This window comes from Rhizobium sp. AN5 (genome assembly GCF_900215255.1).
Taxonomy (GTDB): domain Bacteria; phylum Pseudomonadota; class Alphaproteobacteria; order Rhizobiales; family Rhizobiaceae; genus Agrobacterium; species Agrobacterium tumefaciens.
Genome location: NZ_OCMJ01000003.1, coordinates 517282 through 544279 on the forward strand (window position 1 = coordinate 517282; position 26998 = coordinate 544279).

At 59.7% G+C, this 26998-nt stretch carries 24 protein-coding genes and 1 riboswitch; of the genes, 14 read left to right on the top strand and 10 right to left on the bottom strand.

Annotated features, from left to right (window positions below):
- Positions 1-28: 28 nt before the first annotated feature.
- From CRP02_RS05755 to CRP02_RS05775, 5 genes are all read right to left on the bottom strand, one after another.
- Entirely contained in the window at positions 29-511 is a 483-nt protein-coding gene (locus CRP02_RS05755; RefSeq protein ID WP_097170518.1) for a pseudoazurin, read from the bottom strand.
- Complete coding sequence (locus CRP02_RS05760; protein WP_097170519.1) at positions 508-1308, bottom strand: ABC transporter ATP-binding protein; 801 nt, start codon at positions 1306-1308, stop codon at positions 508-510. Before CRP02_RS05760 ends, CRP02_RS05755 begins: the two co-directional genes overlap by 4 nt.
- Positions 1305-2333, bottom strand: coding sequence for a FecCD family ABC transporter permease (locus CRP02_RS05765; protein WP_179783950.1), 1029 nt, complete (start codon positions 2331-2333; stop codon positions 1305-1307). Before CRP02_RS05765 ends, CRP02_RS05760 begins: the two co-directional genes overlap by 4 nt.
- Positions 2330-3361 carry an ABC transporter substrate-binding protein gene (locus tag CRP02_RS05770; protein ID WP_097170520.1) on the bottom strand — a complete coding sequence of 344 codons (1032 nt, stop codon included), beginning with the start codon at positions 3359-3361 and terminating at the stop codon, positions 2330-2332. Before CRP02_RS05770 ends, CRP02_RS05765 begins: the two co-directional genes overlap by 4 nt.
- A 164-nt stretch (positions 3362-3525) precedes the next feature.
- Positions 3526-3762, bottom strand: a riboswitch (cobalamin riboswitch).
- A 39-nt stretch (positions 3763-3801) separates the two neighbouring features.
- Entirely contained in the window at positions 3802-4680 is an 879-nt protein-coding gene (locus CRP02_RS05775; RefSeq protein ID WP_097170521.1) for a GNAT family N-acetyltransferase, read from the bottom strand.
- 211 nt (positions 4681-4891) lie between these two features.
- On the opposite strand from CRP02_RS05775, the gene argE reads away from it, so the two are divergent.
- The 6 genes from argE (at position 4892) to CRP02_RS05810 (ending at position 11648) form a co-directional block, all read left to right on the top strand.
- Positions 4892-6016 (top strand): acetylornithine deacetylase, encoded by a 1125-nt coding sequence (gene argE / locus CRP02_RS05780; RefSeq protein WP_097170522.1) that lies wholly within the window; start codon positions 4892-4894, stop codon positions 6014-6016.
- A 24-nt stretch (positions 6017-6040) separates the two neighbouring features.
- Entirely contained in the window at positions 6041-6964 is a 924-nt protein-coding gene (locus CRP02_RS05785) for a 2-hydroxyacid dehydrogenase (protein ID WP_097170523.1), read from the top strand.
- 26 nt (positions 6965-6990) lie between these two features.
- Positions 6991-7347 (top strand): cupin domain-containing protein, encoded by a 357-nt coding sequence (locus CRP02_RS05790; RefSeq protein WP_097100082.1) that lies wholly within the window; start codon positions 6991-6993, stop codon positions 7345-7347.
- Between the two features lie 307 nt (positions 7348-7654).
- Entirely contained in the window at positions 7655-9118 is a 1464-nt protein-coding gene (locus tag CRP02_RS05800) for an aldehyde dehydrogenase family protein (protein ID WP_097170524.1), read from the top strand.
- Positions 9119-9131: 13 nt separating this feature from the next.
- Positions 9132-10175: a tartrate dehydrogenase gene (locus CRP02_RS05805; protein WP_097170525.1), complete on the top strand. Its 1044-nt coding sequence runs from the start codon at positions 9132-9134 to the stop codon at positions 10173-10175.
- 15 nt (positions 10176-10190) lie between these two features.
- Positions 10191-11648, top strand: a complete 1458-nt coding sequence (locus tag CRP02_RS05810; RefSeq protein WP_097170526.1) for an NAD-dependent succinate-semialdehyde dehydrogenase — start codon at positions 10191-10193, stop codon at positions 11646-11648.
- Between the two features lie 271 nt (positions 11649-11919).
- On the opposite strand, the gene CRP02_RS05815 is transcribed toward CRP02_RS05810, so the two are convergent.
- Positions 11920-13194, bottom strand: coding sequence for an NAD(P)/FAD-dependent oxidoreductase (locus tag CRP02_RS05815; protein WP_097100077.1), 1275 nt, complete (start codon positions 13192-13194; stop codon positions 11920-11922).
- 14 nt (positions 13195-13208) lie between these two features.
- Positions 13209-13877 carry a haloacid dehalogenase type II gene (locus CRP02_RS05820; protein WP_097100076.1) on the bottom strand — a complete coding sequence of 223 codons (669 nt, stop codon included), beginning with the start codon at positions 13875-13877 and terminating at the stop codon, positions 13209-13211.
- Between the two features lie 325 nt (positions 13878-14202).
- On the opposite strand from CRP02_RS05820, the gene CRP02_RS05825 reads away from it, so the two are divergent.
- The 7 genes from CRP02_RS05825 to CRP02_RS05855 all read left to right on the top strand — a co-directional run bounded on the left by CRP02_RS05825 (position 14203) and on the right by CRP02_RS05855 (position 22751).
- Positions 14203-15039 (top strand): GNAT family N-acetyltransferase, encoded by an 837-nt coding sequence (locus CRP02_RS05825; protein WP_097170527.1) that lies wholly within the window; start codon positions 14203-14205, stop codon positions 15037-15039.
- Between the two features lie 14 nt (positions 15040-15053).
- Positions 15054-16427 (top strand): aspartate aminotransferase family protein, encoded by a 1374-nt coding sequence (locus CRP02_RS05830; protein WP_097170528.1) that lies wholly within the window; start codon positions 15054-15056, stop codon positions 16425-16427.
- Positions 16428-16683: 256 nt separating this feature from the next.
- The gene (locus CRP02_RS05835; RefSeq protein ID WP_097170529.1) at positions 16684-17397 is read left to right on the top strand and encodes an HAD-IA family hydrolase; all 714 of its coding nucleotides are present in this window, start codon (positions 16684-16686) and stop codon (positions 17395-17397) included.
- Between the two features lie 88 nt (positions 17398-17485).
- Entirely contained in the window at positions 17486-19096 is a 1611-nt protein-coding gene (locus CRP02_RS05840; protein WP_013761652.1) for an ABC transporter substrate-binding protein, read from the top strand.
- 198 nt (positions 19097-19294) lie between these two features.
- Complete coding sequence (locus CRP02_RS05845; RefSeq protein WP_097100071.1) at positions 19295-20245, top strand: ABC transporter permease; 951 nt, start codon at positions 19295-19297, stop codon at positions 20243-20245.
- Positions 20245-21096: an ABC transporter permease gene (locus CRP02_RS05850; RefSeq protein WP_097100070.1), complete on the top strand. Its 852-nt coding sequence runs from the start codon at positions 20245-20247 to the stop codon at positions 21094-21096. Before CRP02_RS05845 ends, CRP02_RS05850 begins: the two co-directional genes overlap by 1 nt.
- Complete coding sequence (locus tag CRP02_RS05855; protein WP_097170530.1) at positions 21096-22751, top strand: ABC transporter ATP-binding protein; 1656 nt, start codon at positions 21096-21098, stop codon at positions 22749-22751. Before CRP02_RS05850 ends, CRP02_RS05855 begins: the two co-directional genes overlap by 1 nt.
- Before the next feature lie 103 nt (positions 22752-22854).
- Here CRP02_RS05855 and CRP02_RS05860 read toward each other — a convergent pair whose 3' ends face one another.
- Positions 22855-23331 (bottom strand): Lrp/AsnC family transcriptional regulator, encoded by a 477-nt coding sequence (locus tag CRP02_RS05860; protein ID WP_013761655.1) that lies wholly within the window; start codon positions 23329-23331, stop codon positions 22855-22857.
- Between the two features lie 231 nt (positions 23332-23562).
- Here CRP02_RS05860 and CRP02_RS05865 point away from each other — a divergent pair, with 231 nt between their 5' ends.
- Positions 23563-24888: an NAD(P)/FAD-dependent oxidoreductase gene (locus tag CRP02_RS05865; RefSeq protein WP_097170531.1), complete on the top strand. Its 1326-nt coding sequence runs from the start codon at positions 23563-23565 to the stop codon at positions 24886-24888.
- A gap of 87 nt (positions 24889-24975) precedes the next feature.
- Here CRP02_RS05865 and CRP02_RS05870 read toward each other — a convergent pair whose 3' ends face one another.
- Both CRP02_RS05870 and CRP02_RS05875 read right to left on the bottom strand, forming a co-directional pair.
- Positions 24976-25911 carry an ABC transporter substrate-binding protein gene (locus CRP02_RS05870; protein ID WP_097170532.1) on the bottom strand — a complete coding sequence of 312 codons (936 nt, stop codon included), beginning with the start codon at positions 25909-25911 and terminating at the stop codon, positions 24976-24978.
- 130 nt (positions 25912-26041) lie between these two features.
- The gene (locus CRP02_RS05875) at positions 26042-26980 is read right to left on the bottom strand and encodes an ABC transporter substrate-binding protein (protein WP_097170533.1); all 939 of its coding nucleotides are present in this window, start codon (positions 26978-26980) and stop codon (positions 26042-26044) included.
- Positions 26981-26998: the final 18 nt, after the last annotated feature.

Consider the following 26998-nt stretch of genomic DNA (forward strand, 5'->3'; position numbering starts at 1 on the left):
TGACGCATGAAAACGCGACGCAGGGACCTCATTTTTCCGCCCGCTCGAATAGCTCCTCAAAGCGCGGCTTCGCCCGGCCGGGGACCTCTACCGTCCTGTAGCTCTGCGGCAAAACCGCGTCCCCCACCTTGATCAGCATGACCATGCCCATGCCGTAATGCGGCGAGCATTTAATGCCGTAAAAGCCTGGCTTTTCGAAGCCGGTCTCGAATTCGTCGTTGATCCGGCTTTTGAAACCTTCAATACCTTCGGGAACCATACCGTCGATCGTCGCGGCATTATGGCTCTTGTGGCTCGGCACGAAGCGCACGCGGTCGCCGGGAGCGATCTCCAGAAAATCGGGCTCGAACACCATGGAGCCCTTTTCGCCCCGGTTCAGCATCTTCACCTCGAAGGTCTCGGCTCCGGCTTGAATGGAAAACCCTGTGGCCACAACCATGGCAAGTCCCGCGGAAACGCAAAGCTTTCGCGCGCCAAAGCGGAGATTTGCAAGTCTTTTCAATTTCATCATCGTGCCGTTGCTTTCCTTGCATGATCGGCCGTCCCGTGGGCCGGCAGAAAACGAATATGTGAAAATCCGCTTTCATCCGTGGTGATGACGGATTGCACCCCGAACACATCGGCGATGGTCGAAGAAGTGAGGACCTCGCGCGGTGGGCCGACAGCGATCATTTCACCCCGATGCATGATGGCGACGCGGTCGCAGAACATGGCAGCGTGATTGAGATCGTGCAGAGCCGCCACAACCGTCAGTCCCTGCCTGCGCACCAGATCGAGCAGGCCGATCTGGTGGCCGATATCGAGATGGTTGGTCGGCTCGTCCAGCAGCAGAATATGCGGCTCCTGCGCCAATGCGCGGGCAATGTGCAGGCGCTGGCGTTCGCCGCCGGAAAGGTGATGCCAGTTTCGCGCGGCCTTGTCCGCCATATCGACATTTCCAAGCGCTGCATCAACGATGGCATCGTCCTTCGGCGACCATGCGGAAAGCGGGCCGAGATAGGGCGTGCGCCCCAGTTCCACGGCCTGCCGCGCGCTGATGCGCTCGGTGGTTTCGGCCTGCTGCTCCACAAAGGCCAGCCTGCGGGCAAGTTCGCGCCGCCCGAATGTGGCAAGCCGTTCCTCACCAAGCATAACATGACCCCGACGCGGCATGCGAATGCCGGCCAGCATGGAAAGCAGCGTGCTTTTACCCGAACCGTTCGGCCCGATGATACCCAGAAACTCGCCCGGGGCGACCTCCAGCGAAACACCGCGCACGATGTCGAGATTGCCGGCATGGAAATGCAGATCGTGGGCGGATAATTTCATGACCGGCCTCTCTTCTGCCCGAGAATGAAGGCGAAGGCGGGCGCGCCGACCAGCGCAGTGATCACGCCGATCGGCAGCACCTGCCCCGGAATGACGGTGCGCGAAAGAATATCTGCGATGATCATGAAAATTGCCCCGGTCAGCGCCGTCACCGGCAGCAACATGCCGTGGCGAACGCCAACGAAGATGCGCGCCGCATGCGGGATGACGAGACCGACAAAGCCGATAGAACCGACCAGCGACACCATGACTGCCGTCATGACAGCCGAAACCGAGATCAGCACCGCATAGACCCGGCGCACCGGAATACCGAGCGAAGCTGCTGCCTGACTGCCGAAAGCGAAAGCATCAAGCGCGCGTGCGTACCAGAGGCACACCGCAAGACCCGCAATACTGACTGGCAAAGCCAGCCAGACATCCGGCCAGCGCACGCCCGAAAGATTGCCCAGCAGCCAGAACATGATGCCGCGCGCCTGTTCGGCATTGGCGGATTTGGTGACGATGAACGACGTCATGGCGTTGAACAGTTGCGAACCGGCGACCCCCGCCAGAATGATGGCGCTGTTGCCGTGCCCTGCCCGCACCGCCAGAAGGCTGACCAGCGAAAAAGCCACAAAAGCCCCGATCAGGGCGCCCGCCGGCATCGTCAGGAACCCCGCCCCGAAGCCCAGAAGCGCCACGGCCACTGCCCCGGTTGAGGCGCCTGCGGAAATACCGAGGATATAGGGATCGGCGAGCGGGTTGCGCAGGAGTGATTGAAGCACCGCACCGGCCAGCGCCAGCGAGGCGCCACAGCACGCGGCAACAACGGCGCGGCTGAGACGGTAACTCCAGACGATGCCCTCATCCAGCGGCTCCAGCGGATAACCCGCATGAAAAACACGATTGGCAATGGTCTTTGCCACCACGTCGAACGGAATGGCAGTCTCGCCGATGGCCGCACCGCCAATCAGCGCGACGAGCAGCAGGGCGAGTGCGGCAAATGCCAGACCCGCCCTGCCAAGATTGACGGAAAGACCGTTCACTTGGCGAGACCGGCTGTGGAAATCGCCTCAGCCAGCGTTTCAATGCCTTCGATCGTGCGGATAGTCGGGTTCATCGCCTGCGCGTCCATTTCGAAGACATGGGCCGCCTTGACGGCGGGCATGATGCTGGCAACCGGATCGGTAGCGAGGAACTTGAGCTTGACGGCGACGTCATCGGCGGGGAAACGCCGGCGGTCCATCTTGCCGGCAACGATCACGGACGGATTGGCCTTGGCGATGGTTTCCCAGCCAACAGTCGGCCATTCCTCATCGCTTTCGATAACGTTCTTCAGCCCGAGCGCGGACATGATGTAACCCGGCGCACCATTGCGGCCCGCCACGTAAGGATCGATATCCAGCTCGGCGCTGGAGAACCAGAAAACTGCTGAAATCTTGCCATTCGCCGAAGCGATCTTGGCGCGGGCGGCTTCCTCACGCTTTTTCAGGTCGGCAACGACTTCCTCGCCGCGATCCTGCACGTTGAAAATTTTCGCAAGGTCGCGGACCTCCTGGTAGATCAGGTCCATGGTGAAAACGGACTTGCGCACGCCGTCGCCGCCGCCGGAATTATCCTTGCCCATGCAATCGGCAGGGGAGGTATAAACGGGAATACCGAGTTCGGCGAATTGCTCCGGTGTTCCAACAACGCCTTCGGGACCGATCTGCCACTGGAACTGCGTCGTCACGAGGTCCGGCCTCTTGCCAACCACCGCCTCGAAGCTCGGATCATTGTCGGCAAGCCGCTCCACCTTGGCATTGGCGTCTTCGTAACCCTTCAGAACCGGGCCGATCCACAGCGCCGTGCCCACCACCTTGTCGGCAACGCCGAGCAGATAGAGAACCTCGGTCGTGCTCTGGCCGACCGATACTGTGCGGGCGGGCGCCTGCTTGAAGGTGATTTCGTGACCGCAGCTATTGATCGTCAGCGGATAGGTGGTTTCGGCAGCCTGAGCGGCACCGGGGGTCAAGGCCGCTAATGCGACAGCCAGAAGACCGGCGGAAACCGGCAGGTGTTTGAAATGAAACATATGTTCTCCAGTCTAAATAAAGTGGCGTGATCCGCAGGCCGCGCGTCAAAACGCGTAGTGACAGAGCGACAACAAGTGTGGAGATGGAGAACGGGACTTTAAATACGTTTCCGCGGACGGAAAGGTCATAATTAGCTCCTCTTCCGGGCATCCCCGCCCGTAACGATGGTCAATATTATGACGGCAGGTCTCCTGGCTCACGAATATGCGCCGTTCATCTGCCTTCCCGCACCTTGAAGGGTGCAGTGGCATGACGCTTTTCAGGCGTCACGAGGATGAACGGCAATCCGCTTACAGTTGCGGGGGCAGCCACGGCATTGGGCGATAGAAATCGCCCGCACCATGTTCCCTATTAATCCCTTTGCCCTTCGGCTTCAGGAACCGTCGCTTTCTGACATAAGGGGCAAGCGACGGGGCGTCAATTGCGATAGTGCTGCAGCTCAGCACAAAGACGGGCCTGCCAGAGCGAAAATTTTTGTAGCACCGGAAGGCGCCGGTTGCGGCGCGTCTTTGGACATGGTGGTAAGAGTTTCAATCACCACCAGCCCGGATTGCGCAATAAAATCAGTAAAGAGACTATTGTCGCTGATGGTGTCGAGGCGCACCAGCTCATCGTCCAGATCGGAAAAATGCCGCCTCACAAGCGCAATCGCATCCATGTCCGCACCCGCAACGACCGGACCGATAATGTGGCCCCGCCCCGCCGCACGGCGCAGCGCAAAAGCGATAAGACGGTCCGCCTCAAACACACCGTAACCCGCATTCTGCGTCAAAAGTCGCTGTAAAACGTTCCGGCGCGAAACGCCAAAAGCCGCCCGGTCTAGTTCCACCACATCAGTCAGATGACCTGCGGATAACGGCTCTATTTGTTGTTTTCTGCCGGGCGGCGGTATCTCGAAAAGGCAATTCGCCCTTCCCCGGAAGAGATATACTTTTTCCGCATCGCCGGCAAAGCCCAACCTTGAAAACAGCCGCCGCGACGCTCCCGTCGCGTTCAACCGCAGGGAGACAGCGGGGAATGTCGCGACAAGTTTCTGCACCAGCCATGGTGCTACGCCCTGCCCCTGCAAACGGGGGGAAACAATGACCATGCCAAGCGTCGCAAACCCCTGATCATAGGGAAAGAGCATCGCGGTTGCGACAACACGGTCGATCTCATCGAGCGCAGCAAGACCCACGCCGCATTGCCGCAGAAAACACCATTCATTCGCGTGATATCGCCATCCGACGGCCATGGAGAGTGCATGCAGATGATCGGCATCCACCTCCGCGATATCCACGGTCCGCAGTTCGAAACTATCGACTTTGAGCAGGTCCATAACCAACGGCCCTCATCCCCTACGGCTCACAACCTTCATCCGGTCCCGGCCTAGCCCACGACATCCGACGGTAGCCGGTTACGCCAGCACGAATTTTCTGAAAGCACTGGAAGGTCACAACAATCTACCGAAATCATCCGCATTTCAGCAGATAAACGTCGCAGTCCATTCTAAGCTTTCGGGATGACAATCCGGTCAGCGGAGACGACCATTGAACGCAATCGAAATCCTTGAGCGTCTCGTCGGTTTCCCGTCGGTCGTCGGAACCGCCAATGGCGATATTGCCGGCTGGATCGCCGATTATCTTGAAAGCCACGGCGCGAAAGTATCGCTGCTTGCGGGACCGGAGGGCGACCGCGCCAATCTCTTCGCCACCTTCGGCCCGGCCGATCGCGCCGGATATGTTTTGTCCGGCCATATGGATGTCGTGCCCGCCAGCGAGCCGGAATGGTCTTCCGATCCCTTTACGCTGCGGGCGGAAAATGATCGTCTCTACGGGCGCGGAACCACCGACATGAAGGGTTTTCTGGCCACGGTTCTCGCCGCGGCACCTGCATTTGCGCGCATGGCGCTGAAACGTCCCGTGCATATCGCCTTTTCCTATGACGAGGAGGCGGGTTGCCGTGGCGTTCCGCATCTTCTCGCCAGATTGCCTGAACTGTGCGCCCAGCCGGCGGGCGCAATCATCGGCGAGCCCAGCAATATGCGGGCGGTTCGTGCGCACAAGGGTAAAGCAGCAGCTCGCATTACCATCCGTGGCCGTTCCGGCCATTCGTCACGCCCTGATCAGGGGGTGAATGCCATTCACCTGATGACCGGCATCATGGCAAAGGCCGTGGAGACGACACATGAGCTGACGAAAGGCCCCTTTGAAGCGACCTTCGAGCCGCCCTATTCCTCGCTGCAGATCGGCACGATGAAGGGCGGCCAGGCGATCAACATCATCCCCGATTTCTCGGCCATCGAGCTGGAAGCGCGGGCAATTTCCGGCACATCGCCGCTGGAACTGCTCGGGCCGGTTCGCGCAAGCGTCGAGGCTCTTGCAGCAAAGGGTGTCGATATCGAATGGACGCCTATGAGCGATTACCCGGCGCTTTCGCTTGCAGCCGATGCTCCGCTTGTTCTGCTTCTGGAGGAATTGACCGGCACCCCCTGTCTCGCCGCCGTCAGCTACGGCACGGAGGCGGGGCTGTTCCAGGCGGCAGGCATCGACGCCATCATCTGTGGGCCGGGGGATATCGGCCGCGCCCACAAGCCGGACGAGTTCATAACGACGGGCGAACTTTCGGCCTGCCAGTCGATGCTGGAAACACTCGCAAGCCGCTGTACGGCTTGAACCTTCGGGAAGCATAGATTTCAGATGACGTTTCTCTTCAATTCCGACGCCAAGCGTGGCGAAATTTTCCGGCAGGCTCTGGCCGCAGAACTGCCTGATCTGCCGTTTTCGATGGATGCGTCAACTGTCGATCCCGACGCAGTCCGTTACCTCATCACCTGGACGGTACCACAGGACATTGCCCGATATCGCAATCTCGAAGTCCTGTTTTCGATCGGCGCGGGTGTCGACCAGTTTCACATCGAGGCGATCCCTCAGACGGTAAAGGTCGTACGCATGGTGGATGAGGGCATCATCCGCATGATGCAGGAATATATCTGCCTCGGCGTACTTTCCCTTCACCGCAACCTGCCGGTCTATTTAAACCAGCAGCGCCAGCAACTGTGGAATGCCCTACCCCAGCGTCAGGCTGAAGAGTGCCGGGTGGGCGTTCTCGGCCTCGGCATGCTGGGCGTTGCGGCGCTGGAGCGGCTGAAACCTTTCGGCTTTCCGCTTTCCGGCTGGAGCCGCTCACCGCGTCAGATCGATGGCGTCACCTGCCATCATGGCGACGACGGCCTCAAAGCCATCCTCTCCACCAGCAATATTCTCGTCTGCCTGCTGCCTCTCACCGACGAGACCACCGGGCTTCTGAACGCCGAGCGTCTGGGGATGCTTCCCGAAGGGGCGGGGCTGGTTCACGCCGGGCGCGGCAAACAGCTCGATCACGACGCTTTGCTCGATGCACTCAACAGCGACAGGCTTTCAGGTGCGGTGATTGACGTTACCGATCCGGAGCCCCTGCCCAAAGACCACCGCTTCTGGACCCACCCGAAAATTCTCCTGACGCCGCATGTTGCCAGCGTCACCCAGCCCCATTCCGCTGCCCGCACCGTCGTCGAAAATATCAAACGATACGAATCCGGTCTCGAACCGCTCGGCCTCGTTGACCGTAGCCGCGGATATTGATCCTACCGTTCCAAGAAAGGACACCCATGTCTCTCCTCAAGACCATCGACACCAATCCCGCCTTTGAACCGAAAGCCTCCAAGGCCCTGCCCGAACGCCTCATCGCCGGCGACCCGTCGTTCAAAACCTGGCCGCTAGATGAAGCCCGTGATGGCACCGTGCATACTGGCATATGGGAAGCGACCCCCGGCGAAAGCCGCTCGATCAAGGGCGAGACATTCGAGTTCTGCCACATTATCGAAGGCGTTATCGAGATCACACCGGAAGGCGGCGCGCCGCTGCGTTACACAGCGGGCGACAGCTTCGTCATGAAGCCCGGTTTCGTTGGCGTCTGGAAGACAATCGAAACCGTGCGCAAGATCTATGTGACTGTGAACGGATGATTTGCCGAACAGCATGCCTGGCATCCCGGCTGATGGAGAGGCATTTTTGAGAAAAGCGATGGCTGGCAATCCACAGGTGGATGCCAGCCATGGTTTACATGGGTATCCTGCCCGGATGCGTTTCGACCGGATTTACGGCCCTCGATCGGACCCGCCGCAAGATTTTCGGCGCGGTCTTCATGCCCGCCGAAGATTGCGCTGTGGGCCACCAGCAAAACAGGATTTTCGTTCACCGCCCCCGCCGCAGTCGGTCGATGCTGCTTGCCATCAGGGAGTAGCTTTGGCGCATATCCACAGAGGATCATCCATGACGCTCAGCTTCGATCCAGACAGCCTGTCCCTGCCGATCGGCCATTTCATCGGCGACCGGCTGATCCCGGCTAAAAACGGCATCGACATGCATCGTCCTTCGGACGGCATCGAATATGCCGGTTGCCCGAAGGCGGATGCGGCACTTGTCGATGAGGCGGTACAAACCGCCAAAGCCGCACTGAAGAGCAGCAACTGGGGCAGCGTACGCCCGCGTGAGCGCACCAGGGTGCTGCAACGCTGGGCAGACCTGATCGAGCAGGAAGCCGAGACGCTGGCGAAAATAGAAGCGCTCTCCTCGACCCGGCCCGTGGGCCACCTGATTGCCGGCGATATCGCCGTCACTGCCGAACAGATCCGTTTCTTTGCCGAATTTGCGGACAAGGAGGGCGGTGATCTCGTGCCGACCGACGATACAAGCGTCGGCATGATCATGACCGAGCCCTATGGCGTCGTGGGCGCCATTACGCCCTGGAATTTTCCGGTGTCCATGGCGGGCTGGAAGCTTGGCCCGGCACTCGCAGCCGGCAATGCCGTAGTGCTGAAACCATCGGAAATGACGCCCTTCTCCAGCATTTTCATGGCGCAACTGGCCATCAAGGCAGGGCTGCCCGCCGGGCTCATCAACATCGTGCTGGGTGACGGGCCTGTGACAGGCAATGCCATCACCGGCCATCCCGAAATTTCCAAGGTCAGCTTCACCGGATCGACGGCAGCAGGTTCGGCCATCATGGCCAATATCGCGCGTACCGGCGTCAAGCCCATGACGCTGGAACTGGGCGGCAAAAGTCCGCAGCTGGTTTTTGCAGATGCCGATATCGAAAAAGCCGCCGCCGCGATCGCCGGCAATATTCTGTCCAATGCCGGGCAGGCCTGCGTTGCCGGCTCGCGCATCATCGTTGAAGAGAGTGTCGCAGAGGCGCTTTCCGCCGCAATCATCGCCCGTATGAAGACGGTGAAGCCCGGCCCGACCTGGGACGAAGCAACACAGTATTCGCCGATCATCTCCGAAGTGCAGCGCCAGCGCATCGACGGCATCGTGCAGGCGGCCGTCGCCCATGGCGGCGAATGCCTGACGGGCGGCGCGATCATGGACGGTCCGGGTTATTTCTACCAGCCGACCTTGATCGCAAATGTCGACCAGACCTCCCCTGCTGTCACAGAGGAGATATTCGGGCCAGTGCTGACCCTGCAAACGTTCAAGACGGAAGAAGAGGCGCTGGCGCTCGCCGATCATCCGACCTACGGTCTTGCCGCGGGTCTTTTCAGCCGCGATATCTCGCGCGTCATGCGCCTGTCGCGCGCCATCCAGGCAGGAACGATCTGGGTCAACCGTTATGGCCGCTCCCGCGACCATATCCTGCCGACCGGCGGTTACAAACGCTCCGGCATCGGCAAGGATCTCGGACGGGAGGCCTATCTCGCCAACCGCAAGAGCAAAAGCGTCCTGATCGGACTGTAACAGGGGAAACATCTTGAAAACGCATCGCATCGCACTCATTCCCGGAGACGGTATCGGCAAAAGCGTGACTGATGCCGCATGGCAGGTTCTCAACACCGCAGCAAAAAGCTCCGGTTTTGCGCTTGAAGGCACCGAATTCCCCTGGTCCTGCGCCTTCTACAAGGAGACCGGCGCGATGATGCCGAAGGATGGCATCGAGACCCTGCGCGGCTTCGACGCCATTCTGCTGGGCGCGGTGGGCTGGCCAGCGGAGGTGCCGGATTCGGTGTCGTTGCACGGCCTGCTTCTGCCGATCCGCAAGGCTTTTGTGCAATACGCCAATATCCGCCCACACCGGCTTCTGCCCGGCGTGCAGGGACCGTTGAAAGCGGATGGATTCGACATTCTCTGCATCCGCGAAAATACCGAGGGTGAATATTCCGGTGCCGGCGGACGCGTGCATCAGGGCACCGAAGACGAGGTCGCTGTCGAAACATCCATCTTCACCCGCAAGGGCGTGGAACGCATCCTGCGCTTCGGCTTCGAGCAGGCGCAAAAGCGTCGCGGCAAGTTGGCCTCCGTCACCAAATCCAACGCCCAGAAATATTCGATGGTGTTCTGGGACGAGGTGACGCAAAAGCTCGCCGCCGAATATCCGGATGTTGAAGTTTCCAGCTACCATATCGACGCCATGGCGGCGCGCATGGTGATGGCGCCGGAAAGCCTCGATGTCGTGGTCGCCTCAAACCTCTTCGGCGATATTCTGACAGATCTCGGTGCGGCCATTCAGGGCGGCCTCGGTTTTGCCGCCTCCGCCAATATCAATCCCAACCGCACGGCACCCTCCATGTTCGAGCCGGTGCACGGTTCGGCCCCTGACATCGCCCATCTCGGCATTGCCAACCCCATCGCCGCCATCTGGTCCGGCGCCATGATGCTGGAGCATCTGGGTGAGGCGGATGCGGCCAAGCGGGTCATGGCGGCGCTGGAAAAGGCGACCGGCCGGGGCATCGGCACTGTGCCGGGCAAGGACAAGACAGACGTAATAACTGCCGCAGTTCTCGCGGCTCTCGACTGATTTCGGAGACAGATAATGCAGGGCTTGAAGGATAAGGAACTCTTTCGCCAAACGGGTTTGATCGGCGGCGCATGGAAAGCGGCCGCATCAGGCGAGACGGTCGACGTGATCGACCCGGCGACGCAGGCGGTGATCGGCACCGTGCCGGATATGGGCAGCGTGGAAACCCGCGCGGCCATCGAAGCCGCCAACGCTGCCTTCGGTCCGTGGAAGAAGAAAACGCACGCGGAGCGCGCGGCGCTTCTGGAAAAATGGTTCGCGTTGATGATCGAACACATCGATGATCTCGGCCTGATGTTGACCATCGAACAGGGCAAGCCACTCGAAGAGGCCAAGGGCGAAATCCGTTACGGAGCATCCTTCGTCAAGTGGTTTGCGGAAGAAGGCCGACGCATCAGCGGCGGCACCATTCCCTCTCCGACGCCGGATCGCCGGATCGTGGTGCTGAAGGAGCCGGTTGGCGTCTGCGGCATCATCACACCGTGGAATTTCCCGAACGCCATGATCACCCGCAAGGTCGCGCCGGCACTGGCGGCCGGCTGCACCGTGGTCATCAAGCCCTCGGAATTCACGCCCTATTCGGCCTTAGCGCTCGGCGTTCTCGCCGAACGTGCAGGCATTCCGGCTGGCGTCATCAACATCGTCACCGGCATGCCGACGGAGATTGGCAACGAGATCATGGCCAATGAGACGGTGCGCAAAATTTCCTTCACGGGCTCTACCCGTGTCGGTTCGCTGCTGATGCGCGGTGCGGCCGACAGTGTAAAACGACTGTCGCTGGAACTCGGCGGCAATGCCCCTTTCATCGTATTCGACGATGCCGATCTCGATCTCGCCATCGAAGGCGCGCTCGTTTCGAAATTCCGCAATGGCGGTCAGACCTGCGTCTGCGCCAACCGCATTCTCGTTCAGGCGAGCGTTTACGATGCATTTGCGAAAAAACTGGCTGATCGCGTCGATGCCATGCGCGTCGGACCCGGAACGGAGCTAGGTGTTTCCATCGGTCCGATGATCAACGAGCCGGCAATCGCCAAAATCCGCGCGCATATCGATGACGCCGTTTCCAAGGGCGCCGAGATCATTACCAAGCCGCATGATCTGCCTGAAGGTTCGCAATATACCGCACCGGTGGTGCTGACGGGCGCAACAACCGCCATGCGGCTGGCGAGCGAAGAGACCTTCGGGCCGGTCGCCCCGCTCTTCCGCTTCGAGACGGAAGTGGAGGCGATTGCGATCGCCAACGGCACGCCCTTCGGCCTTGCTGCCTATTTCTATACTGAAAGCCTCAAACGCGCCTGGCGCGTGGGCGAGGCGCTGGAGTTCGGCATGGTCGGCCTCAATACCGGCGCGATCTCCACCGAAGTCGCCCCCTTCGGCGGCGTCAAGCAATCCGGCCTCGGCCGCGAAGGCGCACAGGTCGGCATCGAGGAATATCTGGAAATGAAGACGTTCCACATCGGTGGACTTGCCTGAAGACTGTTTCTTTCTCCCCGCCTAAAGGGTCGCTCTGCGGCCCTTCTTTTTTTGTTGCGAAATTGAAAAAACAGCATTCCCAGGGCTGGAAGAAAAGTCCGAGGGCATGAATTGGTTTCGCAAAGCCACGGCATTCACGTGTCGTGCCCCCCGACTAGATCCGGGTTCCAGCGCGATCACGTCATTGATCACAAAAGACTATTCACCGTGCAGGCGCGCAACGGTTGGATGCCAGATCAAGTCCGGCATGACGAAGGAATGAACTAGCGCGCTACTGAATCTTATCCAGCATCTTGTAATAAAGCCCCACCAGCGGAAGAAACCAGGGCTTGCCGAAATGGCCAGGCACCGCCGGCCAGTCCATCCCCTTCAGCGGGTTGTTGTCCGGGCGACCCAGAATGGAGTCAGCCATGATCATGCCCAGATGGGTGGAAAGCTGGGCGCCGTGGCCGGAATAGCCCATGGCGTACCAGACGCCGTCATGGAAACCGGCACGGGGATAACGGTCCTTGGTCATATCAACCAGTCCGCCCCAGCAATAATCGATCGGCACATGCGCAAGCTGAGGGAATATGCGGTGCAGGCTGTCCATCAGGATCGCGCCACTTTTGGCATCCGAACGCTGGTCCGATGTCGTGGAAAAGCGCGCGCGGCCGCCGAAGATCAACCGGTTGTCCGGTGCGAGGCGGAAATAATTGCCGATATTCATGGTATTGACGTAGGTGCGGTTACCCGGGACAGACGCCTTGATCTCGGCATCCGTCAATGGTCGCGTGGCGATGATGAAACTGCCGACCGCGATGATGCGGCGGCGGAAATAGCCAAAGCCGGAGGGCGTGTAGGCGCCCGTTGCCACCAGAACATTATCGGCAGTTACCTTGCCGCGCGCCGTTTCCAGCGTGTGGGTCTTGCCGTTCTGAGTATGTTTCGTCACCGCCGCATTTTCGAAGATCACCGCGCCATGGCGGCTGGCAGCCTGCGCAAGGCCGGCCACATAGCGGCCCATATGCATCATGGCGCTCTTCTTGGACAGCATGGCGCCATAAAAGGGAGAGCCGATTTCCGCCTTGAGATCGTCAACCGACAGAAGCGCCGTATCGGGATCCACCTCGGCATGAACAGCCTCAAAATTCTTCGCCAGACTTTCGAAATGCTGCGGTTTCGAAGCCATTTTCAGCTTGCCGGCGCGGCGGAAGTTACAATCGATCCCTTCCTCGGCGATCAGGCTTTCCAGCGTGTCGATCGAGGCATCCAGCGCCTTGTAGAGCGCGATGGCGCGCTCCTTGCCGAGTTCCGCCTTGGCGGAGAGGTAGGAATGGGCAAGCCCGTTGTTGAGGTGGCCGCCATTGCGGCCGGAAGCACCCCAGCCGACGCGCTGCCCTTCAAGAACAACCACGCGTGCGCCCGCTTTTGCCAGCTGGCGCGCAGCACCCAGACCCGTGAAGCCGCCACCAATGACGGCCACATCGTAATGGCCTTCGACAGGACCTTCCGCCGCCCCAGCAAACAGGGGCGCCGTGTCGTGCCAATAGGAGACGAGCTTCATGATCCGGTCCTTCCTTACAGTCCGACGACGCCCGCGAGACCGGAAATATCGGAGATCTCCGTATAACCGTAATAGGGGTTTGCCGGTTCGTGGCCGCGGTTGACCCAGACCTTGTTCTTGATGCCGAGATCGTGCGCGGACATCAGGTCGTAGCGGAAGGAGGACGAGACGTGCAGAATATCTTCCGGGCCGCAGCCGAGCATGTCGAACAAATATTCGAAAGCCTTGAAATGCGGCTTGTAGGCCTGCGCCTGTTCCGCGGTATAGACGGCATGGAACGGCGCACCAAGCTTTGCCACATTCGACATGATCTGCGAATTCATGGCGTTAGACAGAATGACCAGCGGAATTTCCTTGGCAACCTTCGCAAGACCGGCCGGAACGTCCGCATGCGGACCCCATGTCGGAACGCGCTCATAAACCATTACCGCATCTTCGTCCTTGAAGGCCACACCGTTGCGCTTGCAGGTGCGCGACAGGGCGTTATGGACGACTTCGGCGTAAGGCTTCCAGTCATGCATGACCTCGTCCAGGCGATAGGCAGAGAAGTCCTTGATGAATTGCTGCATCTCGGCCTCGTCCAGACGATCACCATAGAGATCGCGGGCAGCTTCTGCCATCTGGAAATGAATCAGCGTACCGTGGCAATCGAAAGTGATGTATTTCGGGCGGAAGATGGTCATGTCGTCGTCGTCCTTGCTTGGGGATGGGTGGTGGCTGCAATAACAAGATCATAGAGGCCTTTGCCCGGTCGACGCACTGCAATTGCCATTCGCGAAAGCAGATTGTTGCGTATGCAGCCGCCAGTTTGGCAGAGAGTTGCGTGCGACAAAACCGAAAGCCGCCCCACACCCCCGGTTCTGCGGATGGAAGCAGATGATGTGCGGCATAAGATGCGGCGGCGGGTAAATGCAACAGTGAAACATATCGAACCTTGCCATTCGTCGGGACAATGTTCTTTTGCCGCCGGTCTATCAATGAACATGAAGAATAAAACGGAGTTGGGCCATGCAAGCCAGCCTCATCGATATCCAGAAATTTGAGCCGCAACACCTCGACGCCGCCGTCGAGCTTTCCCGCCAGGCCGGATGGCCACACCGCCGGGAAGACTGGGCGCTCGTCCTTTCACTGAGCAAGGGTTTCGTCGCTATCGAAAACGGTCGCGTCGTCGGAACCGCAATGGCCACGCTTCTCGGAGACACCTGCGCCACCGTCAACATGGTGATCGTGGACGAGGCCATGCGCGGCCGTGGTCTCGGACGCAAGCTGATGCAGGCGGTCGTCGATGCTGCGGAAAATCGCGAGTGCCGTCTGACCGCCACCGCTGAAGGCCTCCCCCTCTATGAGAAGATGGGGTTCGTCGCATGCGGCGAAGTGCGTCAGCATCAGGGAATTCCTACGGCCGCCGATAAGCCCGCCAATGTGGCATGGGCAGAAACGATTGTACCGGCAGAGCTTGCCGCACTCGACGCGCAGGCATTCGGTGCGGATCGTACGGCACTCTTTACCGAGCTTGCGGATAGGGCACGGTTTGCGGTGGTTCAACAGCATGGCGCCATCAAGGGTTTTGCAGGCCTTCGCGCCTTTGGCCGTGGTGAAGTCATCGGCCCGATTGTGGCGGAAACTGCTGAAATCGCAAAAGATTTGATTACCTTCGTAGTTTCCGAGCGCCCCGGCGCATTCCTGCGCGTGGACACCACCACCGAGACGGGCCTCGGTCCCTGGCTTGCCGAATACGGTCTTGGCCATGTCGGTGGCGGCATCGCCATGCGCCGGCCGAAGGCGGAAACCTCTGCCGACAAAAAACTGAAAACATTCGCGTTGACCAGCCAGGCGCTGGGCTGAATCCGGAGAGACCCATGTTAAGCAATTCACTGATCGAGCTCGACCGCGCCCATCTGGTGCACCCGGTCTCTTCCTTCCGCGGCCATGAAAAGCTTGGCGTGCGCGTTCTGAAATCGGCAAAGGGCGCCACGATTACCGACATGACCGGCCACCAGCTGATCGACGGTTTCGCCGGCCTCTGGTGCGTCAATGCAGGCTATGGGCATGACAGCATCGTGGAAGCGGCGGCAAAGCAGATGCGTGAGCTGCCCTATGCCACCGCCTATTTCGACATTGGCAGCGAACCCGCCATCCGCCTGGCCTCCGAACTCGCCGACCGCGCACCCGGCGATCTCAACCACGTCTATTTCACGCTTGGCGGATCCGACGCGGTGGACAGCACCATCCGCTTCATCCGCTATTACTGGCATGCCAAAGGCCAGCCGCAGCGCGACCAGTTCATTTCCATCGAACAGGGTTATCACGGCTCCACCACCGCCGGTTCAGGCCTGACTGCGCTGCCCGCCTTCCATGCAGGTTTCGGCGTGCCTTACGACTGGCAGCACAAAATTCCGTCTCACTATGCCTATCGCAATCCGGTCGGCAGCGACCCCGCCGCCATCATCGCCTCTTCCCTGCAAATCCTGAAGGACAAGATCGAGGCTATCGGCCCGGATCGGGTCGCCGCCTTTTATGCCGAGCCCATTCAGGGCTCCGGTGGCGTTCTGGTGCCGCCGCCTGGCTGGATCAAGGCCATGCGCGAACTCTGCCGTTCCTACGGCATTCTCTTCGTTGCCGACGAAGTCATCACCGGCTTCGGCCGCACGGGACCACTGTTTGCCTGTGCCGACGAAGATATCGTGCCGGACTTCATCACGGCCGCCAAGGGTCTGACTTCAGGCTATGTGCCGATGGGCGCCGTCTTCATGGCCGACCATGTTTATGATACAATAGCCGACTTCGCCGGCGATGCCGCGGTAGGGCACGGTTATACCTATTCCGCCCATCCCGTCAGTGCCGCAGTTGGTCTCGAAGTGCTGAAACTTTACGAGGGCGGGCTTCTGGAAAACGGCCGGCGTGCCGGTCAGCGGCTGATGGCCGGGCTGGAAGGATTGAGAAGCCATCCGCTGGTTGGCGATGTGCGCGGCCGGGGCATGCTCGCCGCTATCGAACTCGTGACCGACAAAGAGAAGAAAACCCCACTGCCGGCTGCAGCGGCCCCCGCACGCAAGGTTTTTGACCGCGCCTGGGAAAACGGCCTCATCGTGCGCGCCTTCGCCAACGGCATCCTCGGCTACGCGCCGCCGCTGTGTTGCACCGATGACGAGATCGACGCCATTATAGAGCGGACGCTGAAAACCCTCGACCAGACGCTCGATGACCCGGCAGTGCGGGCCGCCATGGCCTGAGGCGAACAGTGGATGGCGTTGCGGCACCTTCTCGAAATGTCGCAACGCCGCACATATTCGCAATATTCTGCCGAAGACCCGATCCTTTTCGGAGAATCCGGCGCGCTGGAACTGCCAAACTATCAACAGAAAAAGCACTAAACGCCATAAAAAAGGGCGTTAGCAAGAATGGGAACGGGGCAAGGATCCCGTCCGGGAACAGAATAAAATGCCGCAGCCTTCCCAAGGGCGCTACGCGGCAAAGCGGAGACCGACATTGCCCAAGAAACTGAGCGACTTCAAATATATGAGCTTCGACGTGGTGGGAACTCTCATCGACTTCGAAGGTGGCTTGAAATCGACCCTGATCCAGATCGGCGCTGAAAACGGCGTTGAGGTCGAGGGTGAAAAGGCGCTCGGCCTTTACCGCGCGGCGCGTTACTCCGACGCCACCGATCTGTTTCCGGACGATCTCGTCCGCGTCTACCTGATCATCGCTCCGGAACTCAGTTTGCCGGCGGAGCGCGCTCTGGGTGAGCGCCTGCGCGACGCGGCAAAAAACTGGAAAGGCTTTGAAGACAGCCGTGCCGCGATGGCCGAGCTTGCAAAGACGCATCGTCTCATTGCCATGACCAACGCCCAGCGCTGGGCCTTCGAGTATTTCTCGAAGGAACTCGGTAGTCCCTTTTACGCCGCTTTCACAGCGGATGATACCGGCACGGAAAAGCCGGATCCCGCATTCTTCGAGAAGGTTTTCGCCTTCGTTGAAAGCGAAGGCGCATCGAAGGACGACATTCTGCACGTTGCGCAGAGCCAGTACCACGATATCGGCATTTCACGGAAACTCGGGATGACCAATTGCTGGATAGAGCGCCGCCACGCCCAGAAGGGATATGGCGGCACCATCGAGCCGGAGAACTTTACCGAACCGGATTATCACTTCACCTCGATGGCCGGCCTTGCCGAGGCCACGAGACACTCGGGCCGCTGAACCGCCTGTGGCATGACGCGCACTGGGGCGTGGATGCCGAAAATTTCTGCAGATGCCATTTCAACAAATCATACAAAAGGGGAAGACCATGAGTGACAGGATTACAAATTGGACCCGCTCTGACGATGCCGCCGTTGAACAGGCTATCCGTCGCGGCGCGACGCGGCGAGAGCTGCTTCACATGATGCTGGCCGGTGGCGTAGCACTTTCCGCCGGTTCGGCCATTCTCGGCCGCGCCTCGCAGGCTCTGGCGGCCACTCCCGTTTCCGGTGGCACGCTGAAGGCGGCCGGCTGGTCCTCCTCCACGGCCGACACGCTCGATCCCGCAAAAGCCTCGCTTTCGACGGATTACGTTCGTTGCTGCGCGCTCTATAACCGGCTGAGCTTCCTCGATGTTTCCGGCACGCCCCAGATGGAACTGGCCGAATCCATCGAAACGAAGGACGCCAAGACCTGGACGGTGAAGCTGCGTTCCGGCGTCACCTTCCATGACGGCAAGGCGCTGACCGCCGATGACGTGGTCTATTCGCTGAAGCGCCACCTTGACCCGGCTGTCGGTTCGAAGGTCGCCAAGATCGCCGCCCAGATGACCGGCTTCAAGGCGATCGACAAGAGCACCGTCGAGATCACGCTGGCAAACGCGAATGCAGACCTGCCGGCCATCCTGGCATTGCATCATTTCATGATCGTTGCCGATGGCGCGACCGATTTCTCCAAGGGGAACGGCACCGGTGCCTTCAAGCTGGAGAAATTCGAACCCGGCGTCCGCTCGATCATGTCGAAAAACACCAATTACTGGAAACAGGGTGGCCCGCACGTCGATAGCTTCGAATTCTTCGCGATTGCCGAAGACAATGCCCGCGTTAATGCCCTCATTTCGGGCGATATCCACCTCGCAGCGGCTATCAATCCGCGTTCGCTGCGTCTGCTCGACAAGCAGGAAGGCATCGTTCTGTCCAAGGGAACGTCCGGCAACTACACCAACCTCAATATGCGGCTGGACCAGACGCCCGGCAACAATGCCGATTTCATCGCCGGCATGAAGTCGATCGTCAACCGCGAGCAGATCGTCAAGGCGGCTCTGCGTGGCCTCGGCGAAGTCGGCAACGACCAGCCCGTGCCGCCAATGAGTCCCTACCACAATCCGGACCTCAAGCCGAAGGCCTTCGATCCTGATAAGGCGAAGTTCCACTTTGAAAAAGCGGGGCTTATCGGTCAGTCCATCCCGGTCATCACCTCGGATGCCGCAAACTCTGCTGTGGACATGGCGATGATCATCCAGGCGTCGGCCGCAGAAATCGGTGTAAAGCTGGATGTGCAGCGCGTTCCATCGGACGGTTACTGGAGCAATTACTGGCTCAAGGCGCCTATTCACTTCGGCAACATCAACCCGCGCCCGACCCCGGATATTCTGTTCTCGCTGCTTTACGCCTCCGACGCGCCGTGGAACGAAAGCCAGTACAAGTCGCCGAAGTTCGACAAGATGATGCTCGAAGCACGCGGCATGCTGGACATGGACAAGCGCAAGCAGATCTACTTCGAAATGGAAAAGATGATCGCCGACGAAGCCGGCACCATCATTCCCGCCTATATCACCAATGTCGACGCCATCACCTCCAAGCTGAAGGGCCTGGAAGCCAATCCGCTCGGCGGCATGATGGGTTACGCCTTTGCTGAATACGTCTGGCTCGAAGCCTGATAGACCAAGGGGCCGGGCGCTGATGCGCCCGGCAACCTTTCCGCCGGTGCGGAAAGCCTCCACAGCTGGAGCGAAACTTTGAAAAATAAGCGGTTTTCGCCTGATATATCGCCCAAGCAATACAATTTGGATCATGATGATTTCAGGTCGATCCGGCCTGAAATCATCATGACCCAGGCAGGTCGCAGGAGCATGTAAATGAACAGCCGGATACTCTCCCTTATCGCCAGGCGGCTGGTCGTCATGCTGACGACGCTGCTTATCGTATCGTTTATCGTCTTTTCCGCCACGAGCCTCCTGCCCGGCGACACGGCAACGATCCTTCTTGGCCAGTCGGCAACGCCGGAGGCCGTGGCTGGTCTGCGCACCGCCATGCATCTCGATGACCCGGCCCTTCTGCGTTTTGTCCGCTGGCTTTTTGGCCTGCTGCACGGCGAACTCGGCACGTCCTACGCCAACAATATGGCGATCGCCGACCTCATAGGTCCACGTTTCGTCAACTCCATGAAGCTTGCCGGCATCACCACTGTTATCGCCGTGCCGCTGGCCCTGACGCTCGGCATCAGCTCCGCCATGCTGCGTGGAACGCTTTATGATCGCGCCGTCACCATCCTGACCATCGGTGTCATTTCCGTGCCGGAATTCATGATCGCGACGCTCGCCGTTCTGCTGTTCGCCGTATACCTGAAGTGGCTGCCGGCCCTGTCGCTGGTTAGCGAGGTGCATACCGTGTTCGATATGCTGCGGGTTTACGCCATGCCGGTCATCACCCTCACCTTCGTCGTGTCGGCACAGATGATCCGCATGAGCCGCGCCGCCGTCATCGAGACGCTCGATACGCCCTATGTGGAAATGGCGCTCCTGAAGGGCGCACCGCGCATGCGCATCGTCCTACGTCACGCGCTTCCCAACGCGCTCGGCCCCATCGTCAATGCGGTTGCTTTGTCGCTTTCCTATCTCGTCGGCGGCGTCATCATCGTCGAGACCATCTTCAATTATCCCGGCATCGCCAAGCTGATGGTTGATGGCGTCGCGACCCGCGACCTGCCACTGATCCAGAGCTGCGCAATGATTTTCTGCGTCGGTTATCTCCTCCTCATCACAACCGCCGATATCATTGCCATCATGTCCAATCCGAGGCTGCGCTGATGACCGACCATATCAAAATAACTTCGGGGACCTCGCGCTTGGGTTACAAAATCAACGTCGTCGGCGTTTTCGGCTTTCTCGTCATTTTTCTCTGGGCCATGGTCGCGATCTTTGCGCCCTATCTCATCCCGCATCCCGTCGGTGAAATCGTCGATCTCGATTATTTCGGTCCGATGACCTCCGATCTCTGGCTCGGCTCCGACTATCTCGGCCGCGACGTGTTTTCCCGCATTCTCATGGGGGCGCGTTTCACGGTCGGCATTTCACTTGCGGCCGTCACCATCGCCTGCGTGTCCGGTGTCGTTCTCGGCATGAGCGCTGCCGTGGTCGGCGGCTGGTTCGATGCGGCACTCAGCCGTTTTCTCGATGCGGTGAACTCCATTCCAAGCAAGCTTTTCGGGCTTGTGGTTGTCGCTGCCGTCGGCTCCTCCATTCCAGTGCTGATCGTCACCCTGTCGGTTATCTATACGCCGGGCGCCTATCGCTTTGCCCGGGCGCTCGCCGTCAATGTCAACACCATGGATTTCGTCACCGTCGCCCGCGTGCGCGGCGAGAGCCTCTTGCACCTCATCAGCTCCGAAATCCTTCCAAACATCATCCGTCCTGTGCTGGCCGATCTCGGCGTGCGCTTTGTGTTCATCGTGCTGCTTCTGTCGGGCCTTTCCTTCCTCGGTCTCGGCCTGCAGCCGCCGAATGCAGACTGGGGTGCGCTGGTGCGTGAAAACATCGGCGGCCTGCCCTTTGCCGCGCCAGCCGTGATCTTTCCGTCGTTGGCGATTGCCAGCCTGACGATCAGCGTCAATCTGCTGATCGACAATCTGCCGCAGAAAATCCGCGACAGGAGCGAATAATGACCAATCTTGTTGAAATCCGTGGACTTAAAGTCGAGGCGACCACCGATTCCGGCCGCCGCATCCAAATCATCAGGGGTGTAGACATCGATATCGCCGATGGCGAGATCGTCGCATTGATCGGCGAAAGCGGCTCCGGCAAGACCACCATTGCACTGACATTGATGGGATATGCCCGCCCAGGCTGCCGTATTTCCGGTGGCAGCGTCACGGTGGCAGGCCGCGACATGGTACAGCTTTCCGAAATGGAACGGGCGAAGATCCGCGGCACGAAAATTTCCTACGTCCCTCAAAGCGCCGCAGCCGCCTTCAATCCGGCGCAAAAGATTATCGACCAGGTCATAGAGGTCACCCGCATCCACGATCTGATGCCGCCGCAGGAGGCGCGCCAAAGAGCGGTGGAACTGTTCAAGGCATTGTCGCTGCCCAATCCCGAAACCATCGGCGACCGTTATCCGCACCAGGTTTCCGGCGGCCAGCTTCAGCGTCTCTCCGCCGCCATGGCGCTGATCGGCAACCCGGAACTGGTCATTTTCGACGAACCGACCACAGCACTCGACGTGACGACACAGATCGAGGTTCTCCGTGCCTTCAAATCAGCGATGCGCAAGGGCGGTATCGGCGGCGTCTATGTTTCGCACGATCTCGCCGTCGTTGCCCAGATTGCCGACCGGATCGTGGTGCTGAAAGGCGGCGAGATACAGGAAACCGGCACGACCACGGATATTCTCGAGAATGCCCAGCATCCTTATACGCGGGAGTTGCTCACCGCTTTTAACGACAAGGTACGCACCGTAGCGCCGCTAAAACAAAGTGACGCGAAGCCGCTGCTGGATATCGAGAAGCTGATCGCCGGCTATGGCACGAAAGGCGACGACCATATGCCGCTGGTGCGTGCGGTCGATTCCGTCAGCCTTGCGGTCTATCCCGGACGCAATCTCGGCATCATCGGCGAATCCGGTTGCGGAAAATCGACGCTGGCGCGCGCCATTGCCGGCATTCTGCCCGCCGCCAGCGGTCATGTCATCTTCGAAGGCCGGCAGCTGGATGCCGATGCCCGCCGACGCACCAGCGATCAATTGCGCCGCATGCAGATCGTCTTCCAATATGCCGATACGGCGCTCAACCCGGCCAAATCCATCGAGGATATTCTCGGCCGACCACTGACCTTTTATCACGGCATGAGAGGCAAGGCGCGCGACGCCCGGATCGACCAGTTGCTGGATATGGTGAAGCTGCCGCGCTCGGTTCGCCACCGCCATCCTTCCGGCCTGTCGGGCGGACAGAAGCAGCGCGTCAACTTCGCCCGCGCGCTCGCAGCAGAACCATCGCTCATCATTTGCGATGAAATTACCTCGGCGCTTGATACGGTCGTCGCAGCCGCGATCATCGACCTGCTCGGCGAACTCCAGCGAGAGCTGAACCTCTCCTACATCTTCATCAGCCACGATCTCTCCGTGGTGGAAACCATCTGCGACGAAATCGTCGTGATGTATGGCGGACAGAAAGTGGAGCATCTGGAAACGGAAGCGATCAAGTCGCCGACCCATCCCTATTCGAAGCTCCTGTTCTCCTCGGTACCTAAGCTCGACCCGAAATGGCTCGACAATCTTCAGCAGGATGCAGAGTTAGTGCGGGCGTTTTCCAAGAGGTGACAACATCAGTTTCGTCATCCTCGGGCTCGTCCCCGGGATGACGTTGAGTATGATGCGACGTGTCTCGATACTCTGGCGCCCCTGCAAAGGGACGTCTTCCACCTCAAAGCGGAAACAGGCTGGTCAGCGGCATATGCGATTTGATGATCGGCGATTTCAGCACAACGAAGCTGAAATATTTGTCGATACCGACGTCCATGTCCGTCAGCCGCTCCATGATCGACTGATATTCGACGATGCCGGAGGTGACGAATTTCAGGAGGTAATCGTAACCGCCTGAAACGAGGTGGCATTCCACCACCTGATCGATCTTTTCGATAACGCCGAGAAAACGGGCGAAGTCGATCTGGCGGTGGTTCTTGAGCGTGATCTCGGTGAATACCGTCAGCGTCTGGCCGAGCTTGTTGATGTTGATCTGTGCCGAATAACCTTCGATATAGCCCTCGGCCTGAAGCTTCTTGACGCGCATCAGGCAGGGACTTGGCGAGAGATTGACAAGCTCCGCCAGCTCGACATTGGTGATGCGACCATTTTTCTGGAGTTCGTAAAGGATCTTGATGTCGATCCGGTCAAGTTTCATCACGTGCGGAACCCCTTTTATATTTTTTCGTGCACGCGGCATAAAATTCTGACGCGGCCATGGAAATCTTATCACATGAGCGAGCCCTGTCGACGCGGGGATGTTTTTTTCATCCAGCATAAAGAGTTGCAGACATGGCTACGAACAGCAGGAGATTCCGGCAATCGGCGCAGTCTGGCAGCGTTTACCCGGCGACCAAGGTAAATTAAGACGAATACAAGGAGCCCCACCATGCCTGCGCCGCTGCAACAGATCACGACATCACCGGAACTGCCGAAATCCGCGGACGCCGTCATTATCGGCGGCGGCATCGTCGGCGTGTTCGCAGCCTATTACCTCGCCCGGCGTGGCCTGAAAGTGGCTCTTGTCGAAAAAGGTCTTGTTGGCGCGGAGCAATCCAGCCGCAACTGGGGTTGGTGCCGGCAGCAGAACCGCGACGCCCGCGAATTACCGATTTCAACGCAGAGCCTGGCGCTCTGGGAACGGTTTGCCGCAGAAAGCGGCGAAGACACCGGTTTCCGCCGCTGCGGATTGTTCTACCTGAGCGACAACGAAGCTGAAATTGCCGGCTGGGCGCGCTGGCGCGACTTTGCCATCACCGCAGGCGTGACGACGCATATGTTGAGCGCGGATGAGGCGAGCAACCGCGGACGCGCAACGGGAAAACGCTGGAAGGGTGGCGTCTTTTCGCCAACGGACGGCACCGCCGATCCCTCGATGGCGGCGCCGGCCGTCGCGCGCGCCCTCATGAAACTGGGCGGAACGGTGCACCAGAATTGCGCCGCGCGCGGTCTGGAGACGGAAGGTGGTCGCGTTAGCGCCGTCGTTACCGAAAAAGGCACGATCCGCACCAAAACCGCCATCATGTCCGGCGGAGCCTGGGCCTCGTCCTTCTGCCGCCAGCTCGGAATTCGTTTTCCGCAGGCCGCTGTCCGCTCCTCAATCCTGTCCGTCACAGCAGGTGCGGAAGGACTGCCAGATGCACTGCATACAAAAGCCGTTTCTGTAACACGCCGGAACAACGGCGGTTACACGCTCGCCATCAGCGGCCTCGGTCGCATCGACCCGACCGCGCAGCAAATGCGGTTTGCACGCGAATTCGTTCCGATGTTTCTCAAGCGCTGGCGCAGCCTGCGACCGGGTGGATTGGAAGGAGTTCGCGGTGGGCACGAAACGCTGAAACACTGGCGGCTCGATGCGCAGACGCCGATGGAGCGGGTTCGCATTCTCGATCCGAAACCGAATGCCGCCGCCATCCGTGAGACCCACAAAAGAGCGCTGGAACTTCTGCCTGCACTCCGCAAAACCCAGATATCCGCTGCCTGGGCCGGCTTCATCGACAGCACGCCGGATGGTGTGCCCGCCATCGGCGAGACCAGCGAATTGCCCGGTTTCATCCTCGCCGCCGGTTTCAGCGGCCACGGTTTCGGCATCGGACCCGGTGCTGGCCACCTGATCGCCGATATCGTGACGGGTTCAACCCCGATCGTTGACCCCGCCCCGTATCATCCCAGCCGTTTCCTTGACTCGTCATGGGGCAAGGTCGCGGATTTCTGATTGTTCTGCGCAGGCTAACAGACGAATAAAACAGCACCCGCAGGCATGACCTGCGGGTGCTGCCGTCCACCGCATTTATTCGACCGGTCAGCTTTTCGGCAGGCCGGGTGGGTTGGTTCGCGATTCCGGCAAGGCCTCTTCCGAAAGCTGCCAGCGTTCCAGTATCTTCGCGTAAGCACCGCTCTTGATCAGATCGTTGGTGGCGAGCGTCAGCGCATCGGCCAGTCCCGAACCCTTGCGGGTGGTGATGGCGACATCCGAACGTTCCGGCCAGCCGGCGGAGAGTGTTCCGACACGCTTGATCGTCTTGTCACGCGCGGCGATGAAGACCAGCTGCGCATGCGGCTGGACGATCACATCCGCCCGCCCGGCAGAAAGCGCGACAAGCCGGGTGGCCTCGTCGTCATAATATTGCAGCTCAAGCGGCTTTAATCCGGCGGCGACATTCTCGTCATTCCATTTCAGCAGAATACGCTCCTGATTGGTGCCAGCACCGACGATGATCTTCAGGCCCGCCGCATCCTTCGGCTCATTGATGGCGGTGATGCCGCTATCGGATTTGACGAAAAATCCGTGCAGGCCCTGACGATAGGTTGAAAAGTCGAACTTCTCCTTGCGCTGCTCAGTGACGCCGACATTGGAGATGACAGCATCATATTTGCCGGAGGCAAGCCCCAGCGGCCAATCCGCCCAGGCCACAGCCACCAGCTCAAGCTCAAGGCCGAGGCTGTCCGCCACGGCAAGCGCATAGTCCGGATCGGCCCCCACCACGGTCTTGGCGTCCGTCGCATAGGTCGCGAGCGGCGGTCCACCAGGTGCAACCGCGACCGTGAGTTTGCCCGGGGTGATGAATTTGAAATCTTTCGGGATGGCGGCGATCGCGCCGGGGTCTTTTTCTACCCTGATCCGGCCAGGCTGGTCTGCCGAAAGATCGAAGACATCAGTTGCGAAAGCCGATCCGAAAGCGGCGATAGAGAGAAAAACGCCGAACGTGACTGTGGCAAGACGAGAGGTGAGTGCCATTCTGGCTCCCCGATAAAATGGATTGCGGGACGGAGGTAGCGCGGGCGGGAGGAGCCCGCGCTACCGGCTGAGTGATGTCCCACCTTCAACTCAGCGTGTTGGCAACTCCGCTTTTCTAGAAAATCGGCCGTTAGCTCTTGGGCAGACCGGGCGGATTGGTGCGAGATTCGGTGATGGCTTCCGAACCGAGGTTCCAGCGGGCGAGAACCTTGCCGTAATTGCCGTTCTTGATCTGGGCATTCAGCGCCGCCGTGATGGCTGCGGCAATTCCGGCATCCTTTTTGGAGGCAACGGCGATTTCCGCCGCTTCCGGCCAGCCGCCGGAGAAGGTACCAACGAGCTTGGTCTTCTTCTGGCTTGCCGCCTGGAAGGCGGACGTCGCGTTGGGGCCGAGATAGGCGTCCGCGCGACCGGATTGCAGGGCGACATCAAGCACGGCCTGATCGTCGTAATATTGCACCTCGGTGTCGGCCAGACCCTTGGCCTTGTTGTCCTTGATCCATTTCAGCAAGATCTGCTCCTGATTGGTGGCAGCTCCGACAATAACTTTCAGCCCGGCCACATCCTCGGGCTTGCTGATGCTCGTCACCTTGCTGTTGCTGCCCACGTAAAAGCCGAGCAGATCGTTGCGGTAGCTGGAGAAGTCGAACTTTTCCTTGCGGGCTTCCGTCACCGTGATGTTGGAGGTGACGGCATCATATTTGCCGGAGGTGAGACCCAGCGGCCAATCGGCCCAGGCGATCGGAACTAGCTGAAGTTCAAGGCCAAGACTGTCAGCAACCAGCTGGGCGATATCCGGCTCCACACCAACAGGCGTTTTTGTATCGCTGGCATAATCGACCAGCGGCAGCCGGAACGGCACAGTCGCGACCGTCAGCTTTCCATCCGCGACGAACTTGTGGCCAGCGGGCAGAAGCTTGATCGCCTCTTCCACATTCTCGGCGCGCACCCGCCCCTTCTGCTCCGGCGACAGGTCGATTTCCTGCGCATGCCCAGCTGGTATCAGCACGGTGGTAGCGGTGAAAAGACCGCCTGCAAGCAACGACAATAATTTCGATGAAAAAGCCATGCGAGTGTTTCCTTTGTT